Here is a 22,130-nt window from a genome sequence, read left to right on the forward strand (position 1 = left end):
ACCCAGCTCCACCTAACTGTTTTGCTTTACAGCCAAATTTTGAGGCGGAAGTTTTACTGCTTTCGAATAGCTAGATAGATCTTTCACCCATATATTCATATCTTCCAACTTATCGAAAATGTAGCAATTATTCGCCAGTCTTCCTGTATACGTATAGCCTAATTGATGAAAGGCAGCATTCATTCCGAAAGAAAGCGATCGAGCAATTGTATAGGAGCAGAAAATAGATCTTTCTTGAAGTTCTTCCTCTAATTTAATTAGTAAACTTTTCATAAATCCATGTTTACGGTATTCAGGTAAAGTAGCACAATTCGTTAATTCTGCATTCCCTTCCTTTATGTTCATTTCTGCAGATGCTGTACTAATAATTTTTCCCTCAAATTCATACACGTAGTAAATTGTATCGTCTTCTTTTATCGTCTGTAATACATAACTCGCTTCATTTAAAGGTGTCGGATACACTTCAAATACTTTTCCGAATACAGTTGCTAATTCTTCTGCATCTTCTTCAGTCGCTTTTCTCAGCAAAAATTTCTCTGGAACTACTTTTTCTTTTATTTCTTTTCCTTTTACACCGCTTAATATAGTATCTTCCTCAATCCAATGCATACTATTTCGTCTTTCATCATTATTATATTTCACAAAAAAGTATGCATCGTGTCCTTGAAAATAATGAGGTATCGTTGCTTCCAACAAAAAACCGAAAGAGAGCCATGTTGAAACATGCTCTCCCTTTCCTTTAATAATACATTTAGTGAAAGAATGTTTCTCTGCTAGTTCGTCAATTGTCTGTATAATACTTTCAACATTTCCTGTATAGTGATCTACCCGAATACGCTTATTAAAATAATCTAAAACACCTTCTACTGTATAACAATTCGTCTGTTCTCTAAAAGATTCATAGTATTTCATTTTTTCACCTCACACCAATCTAGTAATGTACATGCAATAATTTTTGCGGCAGCTATCATTTTATCAACTTCTATATATTCGTTTGGATAGTGTGCTACTTTCGTCTCTCCTGGACCAAATACTATTGTTGGTACGTTTGCAATTTGTGTAAATAAACCTCCATCAGTCCCCCACGGAGATGCTTCAATAATTGGTTCGTTCCCTTCGATTTCAACAAAGTTGTGATGAAGTGTCGTAATGAGTTCATGATTCTCTTCTAGTTCACCAGGAACCCATCTCGCTCCAAACCATTCTACTTCTACTGGATTTTCAACAAACCAATTGTCCACATCATTTAATTCAGCAATCCAATTCTCAAACTCTTCTTTTGCCGCCTCTATAGTCTCATTCGGCGCAACACCGCATCTTCCTTCTAAAATTAATTCATCAGGAACAGAACTTGGCCAACTCCCTCCTTCAATTTTCCCAATGTTAATTGGAATTGGAATCGGAATTTCTTTAAATAACGGATCTGTAATTCGACTATTTCTTTTCTCCTCTAGCTTTCTTACATGTTCTATAACAAACATACTTTTTTCAATTGCACTAACCCCTTCATAGCGCGTTCCACCGTGTGCAGCTTTCCCTTTTACACGTAGACGAAACCACATGGAACCTTGTTGTTTCGGGAAAAACTTCATATTAGTAGGCTCCGGAATAATGACACCATCTGCCTTATATCCTCGTAATATAGTTGCTAATGTCCCTGCTCCGCCACTTTCCTCTTCTATTACACTTTGAAAATAGATGTCTCCTTTTAATTCAATGTTAGATTCAATAATCGCTTCCATCGCAAGCATAAGTGCGACATTTCCGCCCTTCATATCCGTCGTTCCACGGCCATATATACGATTTCCGATTTTCTCACCGCTATAAGGATGATGTTCCCACTGATTCACATCCCCTTCTGGAACTACATCAATATGCCCATTCAATATCATAGATTTCCCGTCGCCACTTCCTTTTAAAGTTGCTACAATATTTGGGCTATCTGAAAAACTTGTACGGGGTGATACAAAATAAGGATGATCTTTCATTTTAGAAAAAGAAGGCTCCCATATATCGAGCTCTAAACCTAATTCACGTAATTTTTCAATCACAATTGCCTGCGCACCGCTTTCATCACCAGATACGCTCTTTTCTTGAATTAATCGTTTTAAAAATTTCACACTTTCCTCTTCATGGCTCTCAATATAATCACAAACTTGCTTTTTTAATTGCTCCATATATTACATCTCCCTTCATTCAATTACTAGTAAGTTAGAACTAATTTGAAAATCAGCTTCTGTATGTCGTTTTACATCTTCTACTGTGTATGGGCTCATTAATTCTTGTAATATAAGTCCACTCGGAGTTACCTCCATGACTGCCATATCAGTAATAATTAAATCTACACATTTCTTTGAAGTTAATGGCAATGTACACTCTGAAACAATTTTTGCATTTCCGTACTTATCAACATGATTCATCACAACAACGACCCGCTTCGCTTTTTGTGCTAAATCCATTGCTCCACCAATACCTGGAACACGTTTTCCAGGTACAATCCAGTTTGCTAAATCACCATTTTCACTTACTTGTAATGAACCAAGAATCGTTATGTCTAGCAAACCTTTTCGAATCATCCCAAACGCTGTGCAGCTATCGAAATAACTCGCTCCTGTTATAAGAGAAGTTGGTAAACCTGCTGCATTACACAAATTTTCATCTTCATTCCCTTTACTTGGCGTTGGTCCCATGCCGACGATTCCATTTTCCGCATGAAACATAACATTTATATCTTCAGGCAAATGATTTGGTACAAGCGATGGTATGCCAATACCTAAATTTACAATCATACCATTTTGTATTTCTTTCGCCGCACGCCTAGCAATCTTATCCCTCACTTCTACGCCCATACCCATTTCCAGTTCACTCCTTCCGATGGTACAATATAATTTACGAAAACACCTGGAACGACAATTTCCTCTGGACCTAAACTTCCAAGCGGGACTATTTCTTCTGCTTCTACAATTGTTATATCCCCAGCCATAGCTACATGGGGATTCATATTTCGTGCACTTTTGTCAAATACAAGGTTACCAAACGGATCTGCCTTTTTCGCATATACAATTGAAACTTCAGCAGTTAATGCTGTTTCAACTAAGTAGGTCTTACCATTCATTTCAACTGTTCGTTTTCCCTCTTCCACAATCGTATCAACACCAACATCAACTAAAACACCACCAAGACCAACGCCACCAGCGCGAATACGCTCTGCTAATGTTCCCTGCGGAGAAAACTCAATTTGTAATCTTCCCTCGTTTAGTTGCCTTCCTGCATTTGGGTTGGAGCCAATGTGAGAAGTAATTATTGATTTAACTCTTTCATTTGTAACAAGACGACCGATACCTACATCAGGAAATCCAGTGTCATTTCCAATTAAATTTAAATTTGTAACGCCTTTTTCTAAAATTGCCTGTATTAAAGATGGAGGGGATCCAATCCCTCCAAATCCCCCAAACATCAATGTCATATCATCATGGAACAAAGAAATTACTTCCTCAATTTCTTTTAATTTACCGAATGTATTTGTAATAGTTGTCATGCGATACTATGCCCTCCTTTTTGCATCATCTCTTCCACACTTTTAGAGAAAATTGAAAGTAATTCATCTAACTCGGAATATGTAGTTGTCATTGGCGGTGCTACAAGCAGTGCACTATCTTCTTTTCCTGCTTGCCCTGAAACTGCTTGGTATAAAAGCAGACCATTTTTAGCTGCAACTGAAATAAGCTCTGACGCTTTTGTAAACGGTTGCAATTCTACTCCGATTAGCAACCCTTTTCCGCGCACATCAGCAATGATTGTCGATTGTTGTTGAACTTTCTGTAAGCCTTTTATTAAATACTCTCCCTTTTCTGCTGTTTTTTCAGGAAGATTATGTTTCTCCATATATTCAATAACAGCTAAAGCCGTTGCTGCAGACAATGGATTTGCACTTAACGTATGACCACTCATTACTGAACGTGATCCACGTAATATTGGTTCCATAACACGATCACTTACAACTGTCGCTGCCATCGGTGTATATCCCGCTCCTAACCCTTTACCAAGTGTCATAATATCCGGCTCTACGCCCCAATGCTCCATCGCAAACCATGCTCCAGTACGACCAAGCCCAGTCATTACTTCATCCGCAATAAATAAAATATCGTAATGGTCGCAAATCTCTTTAATGACTTTATAATAGTCTTTCGGCGGAACAACCGCGCCTCCAGCTGCTCCGATAATCGGCTCAGCAATAAAAGCAGCAATATGCTCTGCACCAATTCTTTCAATTGATCTTTCTAGTTCAGTCGCACATGCCAGCTGACAAGTTGGATATACTTTTTGAACAGGACATCTGAAACAATATGGAGCTGGTATAGTCGGATAATCTTCCAAAATAGATACGAAACGTTGTCTACGTAGTGGATGCCCAGACATCGATAAAGCACCCATCGTAATACCGTGATAACTCATCCATCTTGATAAAATTTTATGTTTCCCTTGAATACCTCGCTCTTGAAAATGCTGAATTGCAATTTTCATAGCTGTTTCATTCGCTTCCGTGCCACTATTTACAAAAAAACTCCAGTTCAAATCTCCTACACTTAAATCACTTAACTTCTTCGCTAATTTTTCAGCTGGTTCACTCGTAAACTGTGATCTATAAACGAAAGCAATCTCCTCAGCTTGCTTTTTAATAACGTCTGCAATCTCCTTTACGCCATGCCCAATACCTGCCGTAATTGCTCCTGACGAACCATCAAAATATTTATTGCCATTTTGATCATACAAATAAACACCTTTTCCATGTGAAATCATTGGATACGGCTGACCAACAAGTGGTTTAATTAAGTAATCGCGCATAGCGCTCCCCCATTTCTCCAATTTGTATATATATATGAAGAAAATTGACGTTTCTTTCATAAAAAAGAATCCTCTGCAAAAGCAGTGAATTTATCAAAAAACTATTATAAAATATACAAATGAGTGCTTAAAAATTTTTATAAAACAGAAAATTCAGAACTAAAAAACCGAGGACTAACCCTTTTCTATACGCCCAAATAACCCTCCTTTTTATATGAAATGACTACATCACCAAATGTTTTTATAGCATAATGCCAACTGTCCTTAAATGCCGACATTCTGTACACTTCGACGGAACTCCCGTTAAACTCCTTCCTATTATCCTACTTTAAATTGCATATTTTAAAACAAATTTCGACACCCACCTTACTAATCAATTCAGATTCCTATTCATTATGTAAACTTTTCAGTTTTAAACTATAAAAAAAGAACCGATTAACCACACTAATCAGTTCGTCATGACGCTCTCTTATGGGTTAATACTGTCAATTGCTAAAATAAATAGAAAAATGAAGTTTACAAATTCATCCTACAGCCTATAACACAAAACCTTTTCATAACTTCATTCACAATTACTATCGGGATATCCCTATCCCGAAGTGGCACTCCTTTCCTCAGATTCAAAGTATCTTTCCTTTATAATTTATGTAGGACAATTATCACTTTGTATGTGTATTTGCCTATAATTAAAAAAATCCCTAGTTTTCTAGCGATTTTTGGACATGTATTCAATATGTTAATTGAAATGCACTTTCAATTTGGCATTTATTTTACTTTCGTACAGTCATATGTACTGCTTTACTCTGCGAAATTCTCGTAAGCACCAGCACCTCTTTATGAAAACATATTTGTTGTCAATTTTTAATTTTCCCTTTATAAAATCATTTTTTTTGCATAACCGCTTTCTTGCTTCGCATATAGTTTTAATGATGACAAAGGAGGAATGTTCATGTCTCAATCTGAAATCGAAAAATATGGACAAGAAGTTACACAATACGAACAACTCGCACGTTACTATCAGTTTCGTAATCCTAAAAAATATATAGAATTATATATGAAATATTACGATGCACTATCAAAACTTGTACAGGCGTATGAAACAAGAGACTCACAAGAAGCTGCTTTACCGTCACATATAAGAATTTTTCATGCCGATCCAAATATACCAGCGGTTGACATTTTAGTAAACGGACAAAAGGTTATTAAAAATATTTCATTTAAGCAATTCAGCCCTTATTTATCATTAGTGCAAGGTAAATACCGTATAGATATTGTTCCTGTCGGAAATGAAACTCCAATCTTTTCAGCGTTGGTACCAATAATGGGAAATCATACTTATACTCTTGCTGCAATAAATAGTGATAATCACCTACAATTACAGCCTATACTTGATAATACACATTTACCAGCTGGTCAAGCCAAAATACGGTTTGCACATTTCTCTCCAGATACCCCTGTTGTAAACGTAGATTTAAAAGATGGGGATCATTTATTTGAAAATGTACTCTTTAAACAAATAACAGATTTTTTGCAAGTTAGCCCTGGTACAGCAGATATTGAAATTTCACTCGCAGATAATAAAAACGTTTTATTGACTATACCAAAATTCAATGTTGAACCAAATGTTATTTATACAATTTCAATAGTAGGTTATTCAACTAAAGATCCTAAATTAGAAGCCGTTATACTCACAAATTAAAACAGTCTACACCATTCATTTGGTGTAGACTGTTTATTTTTGAAATGCAATTTGAAATTCTGTCCAATCGTTATCTGATCGACACATAATGGATCCATTATGTTTTTCCACAATTTGTTTACATACAAATAATCCAATACCAGTTCCTAACTTTTTAGTAGTTACAAATGGTTCAAAAATCGTTTCTACATTTTCAGCTGGAATCATTGGTCCATTATTTTTTATCACAATTCGAATAGCTTGATCTTCTTCAAATACATCAATGATAATTTTTCGTTCTTCTTTCATTGATTCAAGAGCATCAATTGAATTCATTAATATGTTTAAAAATACTTGTCTCACTTCACTCCGATAACCAACAAGCGGAATTGGATACGGTAAATTCTTTTCAATCAAAACATTCGCATTGACCAAACTCGGATATAAGAATTGTATAATGTCTTGAAACAAGTCATTAAGCCAAAACCGTTCCGATTCATTCCACATTTCTTTTTTCGATACGAGTAAAAATTGCGAAATACGAAAATTTAATTGATCTAATTCATGCGAAATAATATCTAAATACGATAAACTCGGATGATCCGCCTTTAATAATTTAACAAACCCCATAATGGAAGTAAGCGGATTACGAAATTCATGTACAAAACTAGCTGACATTTGCCCTAAAATCGTCAGCCTTTCTTTATGTGTTTCGTTAATATATTGCTGTTTTTCCTCTAAATTCTTCGATATAATTTCCGAGTATTTTAAAACGGTATAATAAATTAATTTGTCAAAACAAGTATGTATTTTTGCCATAATTGGTTTCAATTCACGAGCGCTAACATCTAATTCACACATCGCTTCGAAAAGTTCATTTCTTCCCACGTTTGCGTTATAAACAAAATCTCCAATATTCGCATCTGCTCCAGCACGTTCAATAGCAATTTTCTCACATAACGGTTGAAGATAATTTATATCTTTATCTTCCATAGTAAGTTCGATAATTAACTCTAGTAAATCCTCTCCATTTTGAACTACTTCTAGTTTAAATGGATCTTTTTCGGAAATTATCATTTTGTTTTTCCAGTTCTCTACGAATTGGTGCCTATTGTTTTTCAAGTGTGAACAAAATATTTCTTTAATATCCTTATCGATTGGAAAAACCTCCATTCCCTCCATTTCCATACGACGAATACCCTTTATATTTTGAATATTAACACAAAAAATACGATTCGTTAATAGATTTTTGTCACATTTTGTTAATTTCTGTTGATAAAATTATTTTTTCTTTCTTATTTAACTAATTGTATACAAATCCCCTTTTTCCTTCACATATTTTCATTATTTCCGTAGTCAAAACGACTTTTTTTTGCATCATTTTTAATTCTTGCGTACAATAGAAAATGAAAGGTGTGAAAAATATGGTAAATAAAAATGTGGAAGATTATCTCCAAGAAGGCATTTACGGCCAAAAGCAAAACAAACCAGAAGAACGTAATATGTATTTAACTACATTACGTGAGCGTGTGGAAATCGCTTTAACAATCGGTCAAGTAATGCAAAGTAATGTATACTCTGAAGTGGCGGGTAGCATGCGCTCTTCTCAATCATTACAACTCCTCCTAAATGGTGGCATTGCTTACCCACATTTATCAAAATACATTAAATTAGCAAACGAAAAAAATGTTCCTTTTACAATTGTTCAAAATAAAGATACAAAAACACCAATCGGTTTAGTATTAACTCATGCTACTGCTATAGATAAAGAACAAATTTATGTAGAAGATACTATTTTCAAACAAGAAATGAAGTAAAAGTTACACTTAATTAAATAGTTACTAGAAGCGTAAAAAACGAGTATGGAATCGTAAACATTTCCTACTCGTTTTTTAGTGCAAGTTTTAAGTTTTTCCACTTTATTTTTTAATACATACTAATTTCATTTCTGTCATTTCTTCTATTGCATATTTAATTCCTTCGCGTCCCGTGCCACTTTCTTTCACACCACCATAAGGCATATGATCTACTCTGAACGTTGGAATATCATTAATCATGACACCACCAACCTCTAGCTCATCAATTGCACGCATTGCTTTAAATAAATTATTTGTAAATACTCCTGCCTGTAAGCCGTAACGCGAATTATTTACTTGCTCAATCGCTTCATCAAATTCTTTAAATGTATTTACTGTCATGAGTGGACCGAATACTTCTTGGCACTGCACAGATACATGATCTGGAACATTTGTTAATACAGTCGGTTCAAAAATTCTTGCATCCTGCTTCTTACCACCACATAAAACAGTTGCTCCTTCCTTAATTGCTTCTTGAACCCACATATCAATTCGCTCTACATCTTTTTCTGAAATTAAAGCTGATACATCCGTTTCCTCAAGCAATGGATCACCAACAACAACTGATTCCATCGCTTTCTTTAGCTTTGAGAGAAATTCATGTATTTTCGTTTCATGTACAAAAACACGTTGTACTGAAATACAAACTTGCCCATTATTAACAAATGCTCCCCATTTTACACGTTCAATTATTTCATCTGTTAACTCTACATCTTCATCAATAATAACAGCAGCATTTGAGCCTAGTTCTAACGTAACTCGTTTTAGCCCAGCCTTTTGTTTTATTCCGATTCCAACTTTTGGACTTCCGGTAAAAGTAATAGAAGCAACGTAATCATTTTTGACGATTGCCTCACCAACCGTGGGGCCAGGGCCAGAAATGATATTTAAAGCTCCATTTGGCAATCCTGCCTCTTCAAATAACTCAACTAATGCATAAGATGATAATGGCGTTTGATCAGCTGGCTTTAATACAACTGTATTTCCGGCAGCGATTGCTGGTCCAACTTTATGCGCTACTAAATTTAATGGGAAATTAAATGGTGTAATAGCCCCTATAACCCCAATCGGCTTTCGGATTGTATATGCAATACGCCCATCTGCACCAGGTGCGGCGTCTAATGGCAATGTCTCACCATATATACGCTTCGCTTCTTCAGCTGCAAATTTGTACGTTTGAACAGTACGATCTACTTCTCCCCTTGCAGCACGTATTGGTTTTGCAGCTTCTTTTGCAATAATCTCTGCAAATTCTTCTCTTCTTTCATCCATTTTTTGTGCAACTTTCTCTAAAATAGTCGCACGATCATATGCAGATAATTTATTCATTTTTATCATTGCATTTTTTGCAGCAGTAACAGCCTCTTTTACATCTTCTTCCGTTCCTTGTGCAATTTCCGCTAATGTTTCTTCAGAATATGGTGCGTATAATGGTTTATACGTGTTTACAGATTTCCAACTTCCGTTTATATATAAATGCTTTTTCATACTTCTTCTCCTTCCAAATATATGTATACAACAATACTTCACCTAGTGAAAGGTTCAACTTATGTCATTGTATCATAGCCCCTATCCCTCAAAAAACATTATGCTCAAAAAAACTCTGCTATATAGCAGAGTTTACGAGCTAATTTGCTCTTGTAACGAAATTTGTTTTTCATCTTCTAAAATAACAATCGATTCTACTATCTTTGTAACTTCTAATCTTTTTATATAATGTCCATCTAATTCTTTCACACAAAACTTATAATTTTCAATTTCAATGGAATCCTCTTCAGCAATCTCTATATTCTTCGTTAAAATCCAACCACCGATTGTATCAACACCATCATCATCAATCCCTAAACCAAATAACGTATTCACTTCACTAACAAGTACTTTTCCCTCTAGTATCGTCTTCGTTTCACTAACCTTTTGAATTTCTGGCTGCTCATCCGTATCAAACTCATCCTGAATATCTCCAACAATTTCTTCCAAAATATCTTCAACAGTAACAAGTCCAGATGTCCCACCATATTCATCTATCAATATAGCAATATGTGTTCTTTCTTTTTGCATTTTTAAAAACAAATCATGAATTGGAATAGAATCGATAACTAAAATAATTGGTCTCACATATTGCTCTACTGTCTTCTTATTAACAGCTTTATGTTGTACAAACTCAGTAAAAATATCTTTAAAATTCACAAAACCTATTACGTGGTCTTTGTCGCCATCGACAACTGGATACCTTGTATATTTTTCGCGAGACATTTTTTGCAAAGCTTCTTCAGCAGGCATTTCTTTACTTATAATATTCATTTCAGTTCGAGGTACCATTATTTCTTTTGCAATCCGATCATCAAATTCAAAAATTTTATTTACATATTTATATTCAGATTGATTAATCTCACCATTTTTATAACTTTCTGAAACTAACAACCGTAATTCTTCTTCTGAATGAACCTCATCATGCCCCTTCGGCGGTTTCAGCCCTAGCAGCTTCGTAATGATTCGAGCTGAACCATTTAATAGCCAAATGAATGGGAATGCAATACGATAAAAGAAAATTAACGGCTTAGAAACAAGCAAACTCACTTGTTCAGATTTTTGAATTGCAAATGTTTTTGGGGCCAATTCCCCTATTACAACATGTAAAAAAGTAATTAACAAAAATACTAAAGTTACAGCAAAAATGTCTGCTAGTTGAGTAGAGATATTCCAATTTGCAAAAAGCGTATCAAACATTTGCTTTAACGCAGGTTTACCAAACCACCCAATTCCTAAAGCTGTAACTGTAATTCCTAACTGACAAGCAGATAAATATTCGTCTAAGTTTGTAATGACTGTTTTGACCGATGTTGCACGATTATTTCCTTCTGCAATTAAATAGTCAATTCGTGAACTTCTCACTTTAACAATTGCAAATTCTGCTGCAACGAAAAATGCCGTTAAGGCAATTAAAACAATCACTATACTTATACTATATATGTCCAAATACTTTTCCTTACTTACTTTGTAAGCAAGGAAGCCACCTCCTACTTAATTTTATTCAAGTGAAGTAAGCATTCTAATACTCTAACAAAATTCTACATTAGCAACCACCTTTTTATATATTATATGCATACATAAAAAAGATATTTATCATTATGATAATCTAATTCATTTACACTCGTCAAATTATTCTAAATGTTACGATAAGACATTTTTATTTAAAAGAACTATTCTCCTCAACTCAATTTCGTGAAAAAACACTTTCTTTGCCGATTCCACACTTCTTTTGTCGCACTAGAAGGGAACTTACTTCATAGCTCGAAATCATTCAACAGGATATATATAGGAGGGATTATTTTGGAATATAAAACACCATTTATCGCAAAGAAATTAGGTGTTAGCCCAAAGGCTGTTGTCCGGATCGCGCAACAATTAAATCTTACGATAGAGAAAAACAAATATGGCCACTTTATTTTCACACAAGAGGATGTCGATCAAATGTTAGAACACCATCGATTTCAAATAGAGCAATCTCAAAATTCTCAATCTACTCAAAAGGCTTCCTCAAATGAAGTTGAGGAATTAAAAACTCAAGTTAATACAATTGTTCAAAACATATCATCGAATGATTTTGAGCAATTAGCTAATCAATTAAACACTATTACGAGAAGACTTGATCGAATGGAAGAACAAATGCAAGATAAGGCAAATGATGTCGTCACGTACCAACTTTTACAACACCGTCGTGAAATGGAGGAAATGTTAGAGCGAATTCAAAAGTTAGAAGCTGCCCTAACGAAAGAAGAACCCATTTATATTACTCCGGATTCAAAACCAACATATGAACGAGAAAAGAAACCGAAGCGCCGCAAAATGATTTTTAGTATATTTGGATTATAATTTTTAGACCCTTATTAAAATAATAAGGGTCTTTTTTAATGAAGAGTTATATCCTATACAAATATTATTCTCTTTATTATACATATTCACTTCGCTTTATTTCGTTAACATAATATTTTTACTGTATTCTGTAATTAATGCCTGTGCATGAGCATTCCCTTGAATCACATCACGAAATTCTTTTAAAGAATACAAATGCGTAACCCCTTTTCGAGCATGAATTCTTACTGGTACACCTTGTAAAGTATCATGAAACTGAAAAGGATTATCTATTGGTTCAATTGGAAAACCAAGTGTAAGTAAATACATATACATTCTTTTTGTTACTGCTGCAATGTACCATTCAGCTTTTGTTTCTAACGCATGTATAAATAAAATAGCTGTTAGCCTTTTGAAATGTCCTCTTCCACGAGACGTTTTCGAAATACTTAACTTGCCTATTTCATATACATTCTTCAAATCTTTTACTAAATCATTTTTAGAAAACGGATAGAAAAACTCAGAATTCGATTGTTCAGGTACCGTATACTTAATACATTCTACTGTACCAATAGGATGTTCATCTTCTATTAATAAAAATCGTGATGGATTTAAATTACGTTCTACGAACATTAAGTTTCTTTCTTCACAAAAATCTCCCCATAGTTGCTCGAACCCAAAATGTTCTTCCTTTGTTTGAACACGCTGGAACATATTTAACCGCCTTTCCCATCGCCGCTCTGTTTTTTTGATAACGCTTTCACTATCTATCATATAAGAACAAATCTTCGTATGCAACTAAAAATATTTATGACTTATTATATTCTGCAAAATGAATTAGATTCCAATTTAATCGACTTTTATCCCGCGCTCACATTCCTTTTAATAACACATTTGTAGCACTTTTCAAATCTAAATTACACTACGTTTCTTTCCATACAGCATATAATTCTTCTTAATCTAAAGAAATCCTTTATGAAAAAGGATTTCTTTTACTTCTTAATGCTTTTTAGCCATTTTTCAAAAATTTGTACCATCCCATGTTTTCCAGCTAATTTCTCTTCCCCTTGTTTCGTCTTATATGGATATAACTGCAAGAAAACACCGCATCCAGACTCAATTTTTTTACTATGCATATGGCTTCCTGGATATACACAAATGACTTCATAAATTGACCTTCGATAATAGACTCGCTTTCCATCCTGTTCTTCTACATACTTTATAGACCAGTACTTATACATTTGCTCAGTTGCTTTCGTATTTCCGACGTGCTGAAAAATATTGTACATTGGACTATACTTCACTTCAATAATAATAGAAGATTTATATACGTATTTCCCATCTTCTTTTACATAACAGTCTAAGCGAATATCTGGCTTCTTCGTATCCTCACCATTGTAAAAATTACTACCTTTACTTAATGCAATAAGAGGATGTGTTTCAATTAAGTCATTAAATGCGACATGCACCTTTATATCATCTCGTTCTAAAACTACTGTCGTTCCATCTTGTAATCCATCTACATAAAAATGTTCTTGTATTTGTTCACGGATGGAGTTTCTAGCCTCAAAACCAATTTGCTCTAAAAGTGAAATAACGATAAAAAAAGCGTAATATTCATACACTAAAAACGTTGGCTTATAAACAAATAATAATGATGGAGATTGATCCGTATATTGCGGGAGTACTTCTAAATGATGTAGTAATTGTTGATGTGGTATCGGTAAATCATGTAAGTTCATGTTACTTGTTTCAGTAACTTCCCTCCAAAATGAAGAGTGCATTAACATTTGAAAGTATTGTACATTTTCATGCACAATATGCGCCAATATTTTATATTCTTGTATTTTCATTGAGCTCTTTCGTAAATCGGCTTCTTTTAGTAAATGTATATTTTTATATTTTTGCTTCTCTCTATCGGTTACTGATCCATTACGCTCAATTGTTTGTATAATCGTTTTTACAGCTTGAAACTCTTCTGATTTTTTCTTTTTTTCTCTTTCTAATATTTCAATTGTTTGACGTAAAAAACTTTTAGCTTCAATTAAATAATGATAAAATTGCATCGCTTTATATTTAAGAAATGCATTTTCCTTACTATTTTTTTGTTCCATAAACTTACGATTATAATGTTTGGCATAAGGTTTTCGTTCTGCCACTATAGTTCCTTTTCTTGTTGGCTTTCGCTCTTTTCCTTCCCATTTATATTCATTTATAAATTTTGAGCTTGATTCTATTTTCTTAAAGATTTGCTTTATCATTTTCATTTTTTGCGGTAACTTTCTAAGTAACACTAAATAAGAAGAATCCTCAATATCGCTAAGTGCAGAGAAGGTTTTTTTATAGTAACCTCTATCCAAAATCAACTCATTTAAAATTGACTTCACATAGTCTTGAATCATTTCAAATTGATCATCAAAAAAGTTTTTCGGTACGATTTGAAATGCGCCATAATACGTTGTATCTTCTATACGCACTTCAAAATGGTATAGACCACAGCGCCATGGATAAAAGAATTCTGTTTTCCCGTGTTCATATATTAATACTCTTTGTTTTTTTTCATTTATTTCATATTGAGCCTCTTTTATATTTTTCTGTCCCTCATATACTTTATTCCATATAAAAGTAATATTCATTGGGATTTCATAATTGTACTGCAATCTTATTGGTTTTAATTCTTGTACTTTATAAATACATTGAACTAATGCTGTAGTAGATGTACAAAGACGATTTAATAAAATATAATCTCCTTTCCCCTCATTTCCAATGATTAACTTTAATACAAAAGGGAGCGTTTCATTCGTATCAACGATTTTTGTTTCATAACGCCCTTCATTTTGCATATCCATACAACTCCAGTTCTCTACGTTTTTCTCGTATATATGCTAAAGAGTGTTCAAATGTAGATACTCTGTTTGCAAGTGTAGATTGCAAAAGAGGTACTAAGGTCGCCCCCCTTTTTGCTTCTTCAGAAAGTAAAGGCCCAACCATCATTTCGGTCCCTCTGATTTTCGTCAATACACGCTGCTTTATTTGTAAATCAAACCCCTCTTCTCTACTAATCATATAGGTATGGTTATTTTGAAACGGTATGTTTTGCAAATAAGTCGCAATTGCATTTGCACATCGGAAAGAAATTCCCTTAGACGCGTCATGTGATGACAATACGACATGCAACTTATCTAATAGCTCTAATTCTTCTTCAGAAAACACTTCAATCATCGCTTTATTTCTCATCCAATTTATCCGAAATTCTCCCGCCGTTACTTTCAAAGGTGGATGTAATACGACTTTCCCCTGTTCCATGCCCATCTCACAAAACGGAATTTTCTGTAACGTTATTAGGTTCGTTCGGTCTAATAATCGATCAGAGAGCTCTTTCGTTGTTTCATCAAAATTTACAGTACCTACAAATATAATATTTTCTCCAATTTCAATTGTTGATGGAATTGAATTCTCTATGTCCTGTACACCCTCATACAAGTTTAAAATACGATTTTTTGTTTCAAGTTCAAGAACAGATAGAAACGGAGTAAACCAATGCTCAATATGAGACATGTTCATTTCATCAAAAACGATTATATACAGTTGATTTGGATTTTCTTTCGCCTTCATTAACGTCCTAACTAACTTCGCTTCAGATTCAATAAAAGTACCATTTGGATGAAGGTAACCAAGTAAATCATGTGGTTCTTGATACGATGGCGAAATTGGAATCCAAACCAACTCTTCCCCATACTGTAACCCTAATGCTTCTGCATAAGTTTGCACAAAACGTGATTTCCCAACGCCCGGTATACCACCAAGAATCGTTAACATATTTGTTTTTACACTTATATGGAAATTATAAATATCCGTTTCATCCAAATATAACCCTTTATTATGCACCATACTTTGTACATACTGTAAAAAGGACGATTCACGCTCATCCCATTCCCATTCATCTTTTTGTATTTTTATATCCTCTACTTCAACTAGCTTACCTTCTTCATGCATTCGTTTTTTTAATTGCTCATATACATAATCACTTACAAAATATAATTGATCTTCTACCGCTATTTCTACATACTTCGTCCAGTCACTGCAGTTTATATATTTACATTCACGTTTCTGTTCAAAATAGGCGATTGAGCTAATTGATGACTTTAGGGATATGTTTCCGTACAGTCTTCCATCGTGCCACAATAATTCGGGAGGCTCAAAGTCTTTCGGAAATTTTGGCATAAGAAATGATAAATAACCGTTGCTAAGTTTTCGCTCTAAAGATTCTCTTTTTTTATGATTTGTAACTTTAGGTGCCGGAATCATTTTATAGCTGCTTGCTATTTCTTTCGGTTCTTCTGTACATATTAACTCCACGTATACATTTCCTCTTTCATAATAAAGACGAAACATTACTAATTGCTTTTCTAATTTCCTCTTCTTTAATTCCGAAAAGATTTTTTCATTCTTTTTATTGCTACATAACCCTTCAAATACATATGGTTCATTTGTAAATTGTTCCTGTAAAGTGAATGGTATTGGCGATAAGCAGTGTACAAAGAAATTCTCTCCACTCTTCTCTTTCTCAGCTTTTGTAAATTTCCCTAAAAATCTCATATAGTACATTCGTTTTATAAAACTTGGCTGAAGAGCTTTATGTAATTTCACCTTAGTCACCTTCTTTTTTCATACTATTCTTAGTGTATGAAAGAAACGAAAAACTAGAAATAAAAAACCTGACGTTATCCGCCAGGTTCAAAATAAAAACTTATATTAATGAGAAGGAAATGCTTTTTTCTCTTGTAAAATTGCATTATGAGCAATTTTCATTTTCGCAAGTACGTAACGTAATCGATCTTCAGCGTTTTCATCTTTACTTATTTGTAATTCCGCCAAATTTTCAACAGAACTTGCTAAATTTTCAATGACTCCTCTTAGTTCAGGATGATGATTAAAAAAAGATTCTTGCACTAATACTTTCCTTAACTCACTAGCTAAATCAATTATTCTAGACAACTGTTCTTTTTCTTCCATTCTCATCCCTCCTGAATATCTTATGTAGTAAATATTCTCTAAACAAAGAAAAAAGCCCTTTAAATGAAAAGGACTTTTTACATTTTTATATTTCCAGTTAATAACATATATATTGATGTGATAGCCGCAACAATAATTGCCCACATCACATACTTCTCTGCACCTACAAAGCAACGGTTCCCTTGTTCTTTTCTTGCAAACGTGTAAACAATAATTCCAATTCCATACACAATTGAAACGAGTAGTAAATTCTTTAAACCAGCTGCATAAAGAAGCCATACAGAGTAAATAGAAGCAATTAAAGCTAACGCTCCGTTTTTTAATTTAGCGTCTTTTAGTTCGTTTGTAATGACTAATTTAAATTGGAATAACGCTGATAATAAATATGGTAATAAAATTGATGTTGATGCAATGAAATACATAATTTGATATGTTGATTCCGAAAACAAAACGATGATAAATATAATTTGGGCAACACCATTTGAAATCCATAATGCCATGTGCGGTGTTTGCTTCTTATTTGTTTTCGTAAAGACTTTCGGAAATACGCCATCTTTTCCTGCTACATGAGAAATTTCAGAAACAAGTAAAAACCAGCCAATTAATGTACCGACAAGTGAAGCAACTAATCCGATGTTAATCGCAACTGCACCCCATGGACCAACAACGTGCTCTAATACATGTCCCATGGACGGAGTTTCTAACACAGAAAGTTCGCCTCTTGTCATAGCTCCCATTGACAGGACAGAAATTAAAATATAAATGGACATTACTAAAATAAGTCCCAATACTGTTGCCTTACCAACATCTCGACTATTCTTCGCTCTTCCAGATAATACAACCGCTCCTTCAACTCCAATGAAAACCCAAAGTGTTACAAGCATTGTATTTTTCACTTGACCAAGTATAGCGGAAAGTGAGATCGTTCCTTCTCCCCAAAAATCATGTGTAAATGTGTCCCAGCGAAAGGCTGTTACCATTACAACAATAAATAAAACGATTGGAACTAACTTCCCTATTGTTGCGATCACATTCATAATAGAAGCTTCACGGATTCCAAATAAAATTAAAAAATGAAGTGTCCATAATAAAAGTGATGCCCCAACGATAGACGCAACATTATTTCCTCCTTTGAAAATTGGAAAAAAATAACCTAATGTACTAAACAGTAACATAATTGTTGCGACATTACCTAAGATTCCTGCTAGCCAATATCCCCAAGCACTATTAAATCCAATATATTCACCGAAACCAGCACGTGCATAACTATAAATTCCACCTTCAAGTTCCGGTTTTTGTCTTGCTAACGTTTGATATACGAGCGCAAGTGGAATCATTCCCATCGCTGTAATACACCAGCCAATTATTATTGCACCACTGTTTGCTCCTACTGCTAAATCATGCGGTAAACTAAAAACACCGCCACCAACCATTGTTCCAACTACTAATGCGATTAATGGAAAAAATCCTAACTTCTTTTCTATTTGTACCACCCCATCTGTCATTCTAGGTGTTATGTTCGTTCAACTATTAAAGTCACCTTTTTCTCTAATAGACGTTTCTCTTATATTTTTTCAGGAAAACATTACTTATTCTAAAAGAAAATAAGCAAAAATGGAATACTTTTTTGAAAAAATGTATAAGTATGCACAAAAAAACCGCTCATTTTGTAATGAACGGTCATTTCAAACATATAAATTTGTATATTTCTTGTAAATTTAACGAAGTAACTTCTCTTTTTGTAAAAATTGTTTTGCGACTTCTTCACTACTTTTACCATTTACGTTAACTTCATAATTCATTTTTCGCATTTCTTCATCTGTAATCTTTCCAGATAATTTATTTAATACCTTTTCAAGTTCAGGATATTTCTGTAACGTTTCTTTTCTTAATAATGGTGCTCCTTGATAAGGTGGGAATAACCCTTTATCATCTTTCAGCACTTTCAGTCCGTATTGCTCCAATTCACTATCTGTTGAATATGCATCAATTACGTTAACATCTCCAGATTCAATTGCGCTATAACGCAGCTTCGGCTCCATCGTTTTAACATTCGAGAACTTATAGTTATATAATTTTTGCATTCCTTTATAACCATCTTCACGATCAGCAAATTCCAATGTAAATCCTACTTTGGCTTCCTGTGCAACATTCCCTAAATCAGAAATTGTATTTATATTCTTTTGATCTGCTATTTTTTTCGGCATAGCTAGTGCATATGTATTGTTATACTCCATTGGCTTCAACATAATCATATTATATTTCTTTTCCATTCCAATGCGAGCCTGCTCATATACTTCATCACGATTTGTACTCTTTGGTTCTTCTTTCACGAAAGTAGATAAAGCTGTTCCTGAAAATTCTGGATATATATCTACTTCCCCTGATTTCAACGCTTCAAATACAAATGCTGTTTTTCCAAGACCTGGTTTTAATTGTACGTGTAAATCTGTATCTTGTTCAATAAGCTGCTTATACATTTGAATTAAAATTTCAGGTTCTGATCCAAGTTTGCCCGCAATAACAATATCTTTCTTTTCTGTACTCCAAAGAAATGGAGAAGCAATCATTATACAAACAATACATATCGTCAATATAACACGCTTAGAAGAGCGTTTCGGTCGTTCAAGTATGCGAAGTACTATATCAAAGAATAAAGCGAGTAACGCGGCTGGTACGGCCCCTAAAATGATAAGTGCATGATCATTTCGATCTATACCTAATAGTATAAGCTTACCGAGCCCACCAGCACCAATGAGAGCTGCTAATGTAGCCGTTCCAACAATTAATACCATCGCTGTACGAATACCGGCCATAATGATAGGCAATGCAAGAGGAAGTTCTACCTTCCACAATCTTCTCCAACTATTCATCCCCATAGCTTTCGCGGCTTCTATTAGAGATTCATCTAATTCCCTTATTCCTGTATATGTATTTCGTAAAATAGGTAATAGTGCATACACAACTAATGCGATAATCGCTGGAAGTTTTCCGATTCCTACTAATGGAATTAATAGTCCGAGTAATGCAAGTGATGGCACTGTCTGCATTACTGCAGAAGTTCCTATTATAAATTCAGCCATTCGTTCTTTTCTTGTTAATAAGATGCCAAGTGGCACCGCTATAATTACTGCAAAAAATAATGAAATAAGCGATATTTGTAAATGCTCACTTAATGCAGTTAGTAATTCTATTTTTCGTTCTTGGAACGTTTGTATAAAATTAGTCACTGTTTAGCCTCTTTCCTTCATTTGTTCAACAATGTAATTGACAATATGACGACTTGTTAACGCTCCAATATATTGACCGTTTTTTTCAACTGGAACGACCTCCTCATCACGCACACGAACTAACGCTTCTTGTAAAGAAGAATGTAATGATAGCGCCTGCCCTTCTAATTGCACACTTTGATCAAGCGGCAATACATCTGCTATACTTTTCCCCTGATACCAAGTTCGTCCGCGATTTCCAATAAACTCCTCTACAAATTCATTTTTCGGATTATGTATAATTCCTTCTGGTGTATCTAGTTGAACAACTTTTCCTTCTTTCATAATACAAATGCGATCTCCAAGTGATAATGCTTCTTGCATATCATGTGTTACAAATACGATTGTTTTTTGAATCTTTTTTTGCAACTGTACAATATCCTTCTGAAGCTGTTCCCTACTTAATGGATCTAACGCACTAAATGGTTCATCCATAAGAACGATTTTCGGGTTTGCAGCTAATGCTCGCACGACACCGACACGTTGTTTTTGTCCTCCTGACAATTCATCAGGCATACGATTTCGATAAATATCCGGATCTAATCCAACCATATGTAACAATTCATCGACGCGTGCTTTAATTTCTTTTTTGCTCCATTGCCTCATTTCAGGAACAATTGCAATATTTTCAGCAATTGTCATATGAGGAAACAAAGCAATCTGTTGCAACACGTATCCTATATCCCAACGTAATTCGTTTATATTATATTGTTGAATATCTTTCCCATCGATTAAAATCGATCCTTCAGTCGTTTCGATTAAACGATTAATCATCTTCATTGTCGTTGTTTTCCCGCATCCACTCGGACCGATGAGAACAAAAAATTCTCCCTTTTTAATTTCTAAATGCAATGAATCCACTGCTTTCGTGCCATCTTCATACGATTTTGACACATGATTAAATTGAATCACAAATACAACTCCTTTAATGTTGTTTCCTTTATTTTGATGGAATATGGCATTCATTTCAAATGATACGCTTTTAAATTAAAAAAGAGCTCACATTTGAGCTCTAACGGTCGAACAATATTGTTTTCATAATAGCAGCATATTCGCGAACATACATTTTTCTCTTAGAACGAATTGGTGTTTCAGCAACTAGTGCCTCCATCTTCATGCCTAAACGCTTTGCAATTATTTTCGTTCGATATAAATGATACGTATTACTTACAACTACTGCATGTTTCACATTATATAAATCCATACTAAACTTTAAGTTTTCATACGTATTTGTAGATTGATCTTCTATTAAAATACGACTCTCATCTATACCGTGTACCATTAAATAGTTTCTCATGCTGTGAGCTTCCGGTATATCTTCATCTTCTCCTTGACCACCTGAAACAATTACTTTCGCTTCAGGATGGGAAAATAAATACTCCACCGCTACATCCAAACGATTTTGAAGAGATAAAGACGGTCTATCTCCAAATAACTTTGCACCCAGTATAAGAACGTACGGAGAGTGATAGCTCAACTTTTCACGAGCAACTTTGTTCATTCTAAACGTCATATAAATGATGTATAGTGGCGGTAATAATAAAATGATAAGAAAGATCCATTTGTTCATAAATAAGTTTGCACTCCCTTTCTTTTTATTATACAGAAAAAGAA

Annotated in this window: 19 protein-coding genes; 3 read left to right on the forward strand and 16 right to left on the reverse strand. The window is 34.3% G+C overall.

The window, feature by feature from the left end:
- Positions 1-12: 12 nt before the first annotated feature.
- From ablB to DN401_RS12820, 5 genes are read right to left on the reverse strand one after another with little or no spacing between them, the layout of a single operon-like run.
- Positions 13-912 carry a putative beta-lysine N-acetyltransferase gene (ablB, locus tag DN401_RS12800; protein ID WP_000878593.1) on the reverse strand — a complete coding sequence of 300 codons (900 nt, stop codon included), beginning with the start codon at positions 910-912 and terminating at the stop codon, positions 13-15.
- Positions 909-2,177, reverse strand: coding sequence for a peptidase (locus DN401_RS12805; protein WP_000436698.1), 1,269 nt, complete (start codon positions 2,175-2,177; stop codon positions 909-911). The genes ablB and DN401_RS12805 overlap by 4 nt, the downstream gene beginning before the upstream one ends.
- A gap of 15 nt (positions 2,178-2,192) precedes the next feature.
- A complete protein-coding gene (locus tag DN401_RS12810; protein WP_000525293.1) occupies positions 2,193-2,855 on the reverse strand; it encodes a CoA transferase subunit B in 663 nt (220 codons plus the stop codon).
- Positions 2,840-3,538, reverse strand: a complete 699-nt coding sequence (gene atoD, locus DN401_RS12815; RefSeq protein ID WP_000208103.1) for an acetate CoA-transferase subunit alpha — start codon at positions 3,536-3,538, stop codon at positions 2,840-2,842. The genes DN401_RS12810 and atoD overlap by 16 nt, the downstream gene beginning before the upstream one ends.
- The gene (locus DN401_RS12820) at positions 3,535-4,845 is read right to left on the reverse strand and encodes an aspartate aminotransferase family protein (RefSeq protein ID WP_001205882.1); all 1,311 of its coding nucleotides are present in this window, start codon (positions 4,843-4,845) and stop codon (positions 3,535-3,537) included. The genes atoD and DN401_RS12820 overlap by 4 nt, the downstream gene beginning before the upstream one ends.
- Positions 4,846-5,794: 949 nt before the next feature.
- Between DN401_RS12820 and DN401_RS12825 the strand changes: the two genes are divergently transcribed.
- On the forward strand, positions 5,795-6,544 hold the full coding sequence (locus DN401_RS12825; protein WP_000083284.1) for a DUF4397 domain-containing protein: 750 nt from the start codon (positions 5,795-5,797) through the stop codon (positions 6,542-6,544).
- Between the two features lie 33 nt (positions 6,545-6,577).
- Here DN401_RS12825 and DN401_RS12830 read toward each other — a convergent pair whose 3' ends face one another.
- Complete coding sequence (locus tag DN401_RS12830) at positions 6,578-7,711, reverse strand: BA2291 family sporulation histidine kinase (RefSeq protein WP_000425086.1); 1,134 nt, start codon at positions 7,709-7,711, stop codon at positions 6,578-6,580.
- A gap of 236 nt (positions 7,712-7,947) precedes the next feature.
- Here DN401_RS12830 and DN401_RS12835 point away from each other — a divergent pair, with 236 nt between their 5' ends.
- Positions 7,948-8,340: a YueI family protein gene (locus DN401_RS12835; protein WP_000247558.1), complete on the forward strand. Its 393-nt coding sequence runs from the start codon at positions 7,948-7,950 to the stop codon at positions 8,338-8,340.
- A gap of 102 nt (positions 8,341-8,442) precedes the next feature.
- On the opposite strand, the gene DN401_RS12840 is transcribed toward DN401_RS12835, so the two are convergent.
- A complete protein-coding gene (locus DN401_RS12840; RefSeq protein ID WP_000716484.1) occupies positions 8,443-9,867 on the reverse strand; it encodes an aldehyde dehydrogenase family protein in 1,425 nt (474 codons plus the stop codon).
- Between the two features lie 132 nt (positions 9,868-9,999).
- Entirely contained in the window at positions 10,000-11,355 is a 1,356-nt protein-coding gene (locus DN401_RS12845) for a hemolysin family protein (RefSeq protein WP_000356254.1), read from the reverse strand.
- A 354-nt stretch (positions 11,356-11,709) separates the two neighbouring features.
- Between DN401_RS12845 and racA the strand changes: the two genes are divergently transcribed.
- Positions 11,710-12,252, forward strand: a complete 543-nt coding sequence (gene racA / locus DN401_RS12850) for a chromosome-anchoring protein RacA (RefSeq protein ID WP_000456023.1) — start codon at positions 11,710-11,712, stop codon at positions 12,250-12,252.
- A 96-nt stretch (positions 12,253-12,348) separates the two neighbouring features.
- Here racA and DN401_RS12855 read toward each other — a convergent pair whose 3' ends face one another.
- The 8 genes from DN401_RS12855 to DN401_RS29820 all read right to left on the reverse strand — a co-directional run bounded on the left by DN401_RS12855 (position 12,349) and on the right by DN401_RS29820 (position 22,086).
- Positions 12,349-12,945: a hypothetical protein gene (locus DN401_RS12855; protein ID WP_000487796.1), complete on the reverse strand. Its 597-nt coding sequence runs from the start codon at positions 12,943-12,945 to the stop codon at positions 12,349-12,351.
- Between the two features lie 278 nt (positions 12,946-13,223).
- Positions 13,224-15,074: a hypothetical protein gene (locus DN401_RS12860; RefSeq protein WP_001178729.1), complete on the reverse strand. Its 1,851-nt coding sequence runs from the start codon at positions 15,072-15,074 to the stop codon at positions 13,224-13,226.
- Entirely contained in the window at positions 15,064-16,881 is a 1,818-nt protein-coding gene (locus tag DN401_RS12865) for an AAA family ATPase (RefSeq protein ID WP_000766187.1), read from the reverse strand. Before DN401_RS12865 ends, DN401_RS12860 begins: the two co-directional genes overlap by 11 nt.
- A gap of 105 nt (positions 16,882-16,986) precedes the next feature.
- Entirely contained in the window at positions 16,987-17,247 is a 261-nt protein-coding gene (locus DN401_RS12870) for a hypothetical protein (protein ID WP_000391445.1), read from the reverse strand.
- 77 nt (positions 17,248-17,324) lie between these two features.
- The gene (locus DN401_RS12875; protein WP_000129444.1) at positions 17,325-18,752 is read right to left on the reverse strand and encodes a basic amino acid/polyamine antiporter; all 1,428 of its coding nucleotides are present in this window, start codon (positions 18,750-18,752) and stop codon (positions 17,325-17,327) included.
- A gap of 213 nt (positions 18,753-18,965) precedes the next feature.
- Positions 18,966-20,477, reverse strand: a complete 1,512-nt coding sequence (locus tag DN401_RS12880; RefSeq protein ID WP_000181014.1) for an ABC transporter permease/substrate-binding protein — start codon at positions 20,475-20,477, stop codon at positions 18,966-18,968.
- A 3-nt stretch (positions 20,478-20,480) separates the two neighbouring features.
- Positions 20,481-21,428: an ABC transporter ATP-binding protein gene (locus DN401_RS12885; RefSeq protein WP_000614069.1), complete on the reverse strand. Its 948-nt coding sequence runs from the start codon at positions 21,426-21,428 to the stop codon at positions 20,481-20,483.
- 100 nt (positions 21,429-21,528) lie between these two features.
- Positions 21,529-22,086, reverse strand: a complete 558-nt coding sequence (locus tag DN401_RS29820; RefSeq protein ID WP_001045716.1) for a YdcF family protein — start codon at positions 22,084-22,086, stop codon at positions 21,529-21,531.
- Between the last annotated feature and the right edge of the window lie 44 nt (positions 22,087-22,130).

The organism is Bacillus sp. BF2-3 (assembly GCF_008368795.1).
GTDB lineage: Bacteria > Bacillota > Bacilli > Bacillales > Bacillaceae_G > Bacillus_A > Bacillus_A cereus.

Excerpts from the sequence above, each read along its gene's own strand:
- ablB (WP_000878593.1), bottom strand. The coding sequence starts at position 912 with ATGAAATACTATGAATCTTTTAGAGAACAGACGAATTGTTATACAGTA.
- DN401_RS12805 (WP_000436698.1), bottom strand. The coding sequence starts at position 2,177 with ATGGAGCAATTAAAAAAGCAAGTTTGTGATTATATTGAGAGCCATGAA.
- DN401_RS12810 (WP_000525293.1), bottom strand. The coding sequence starts at position 2,855 with ATGGGTATGGGCGTAGAAGTGAGGGATAAGATTGCTAGGCGTGCGGCG.
- atoD (WP_000208103.1), bottom strand. The coding sequence starts at position 3,538 with ATGACAACTATTACAAATACATTCGGTAAATTAAAAGAAATTGAGGAA.
- DN401_RS12820 (WP_001205882.1), bottom strand. The coding sequence starts at position 4,845 with ATGCGCGATTACTTAATTAAACCACTTGTTGGTCAGCCGTATCCAATG.
- DN401_RS12825 (WP_000083284.1), top strand. The coding sequence starts at position 5,795 with ATGTCTCAATCTGAAATCGAAAAATATGGACAAGAAGTTACACAATAC.
- DN401_RS12830 (WP_000425086.1), bottom strand. The coding sequence starts at position 7,711 with ATGGAAATGGAGGGAATGGAGGTTTTTCCAATCGATAAGGATATTAAA.
- DN401_RS12835 (WP_000247558.1), top strand. The coding sequence starts at position 7,948 with ATGGTAAATAAAAATGTGGAAGATTATCTCCAAGAAGGCATTTACGGC.
- DN401_RS12840 (WP_000716484.1), bottom strand. The coding sequence starts at position 9,867 with ATGAAAAAGCATTTATATATAAACGGAAGTTGGAAATCTGTAAACACG.
- DN401_RS12855 (WP_000487796.1), bottom strand. The coding sequence starts at position 12,945 with ATGTTCCAGCGTGTTCAAACAAAGGAAGAACATTTTGGGTTCGAGCAA.
- DN401_RS12860 (WP_001178729.1), bottom strand. The coding sequence starts at position 15,074 with ATGCAAAATGAAGGGCGTTATGAAACAAAAATCGTTGATACGAATGAA.
- DN401_RS12870 (WP_000391445.1), bottom strand. The coding sequence starts at position 17,247 with ATGGAAGAAAAAGAACAGTTGTCTAGAATAATTGATTTAGCTAGTGAG.
- DN401_RS12875 (WP_000129444.1), bottom strand. The coding sequence starts at position 18,752 with ATGACAGATGGGGTGGTACAAATAGAAAAGAAGTTAGGATTTTTTCCA.
- DN401_RS29820 (WP_001045716.1), bottom strand. The coding sequence starts at position 22,086 with ATGAACAAATGGATCTTTCTTATCATTTTATTATTACCGCCACTATAC.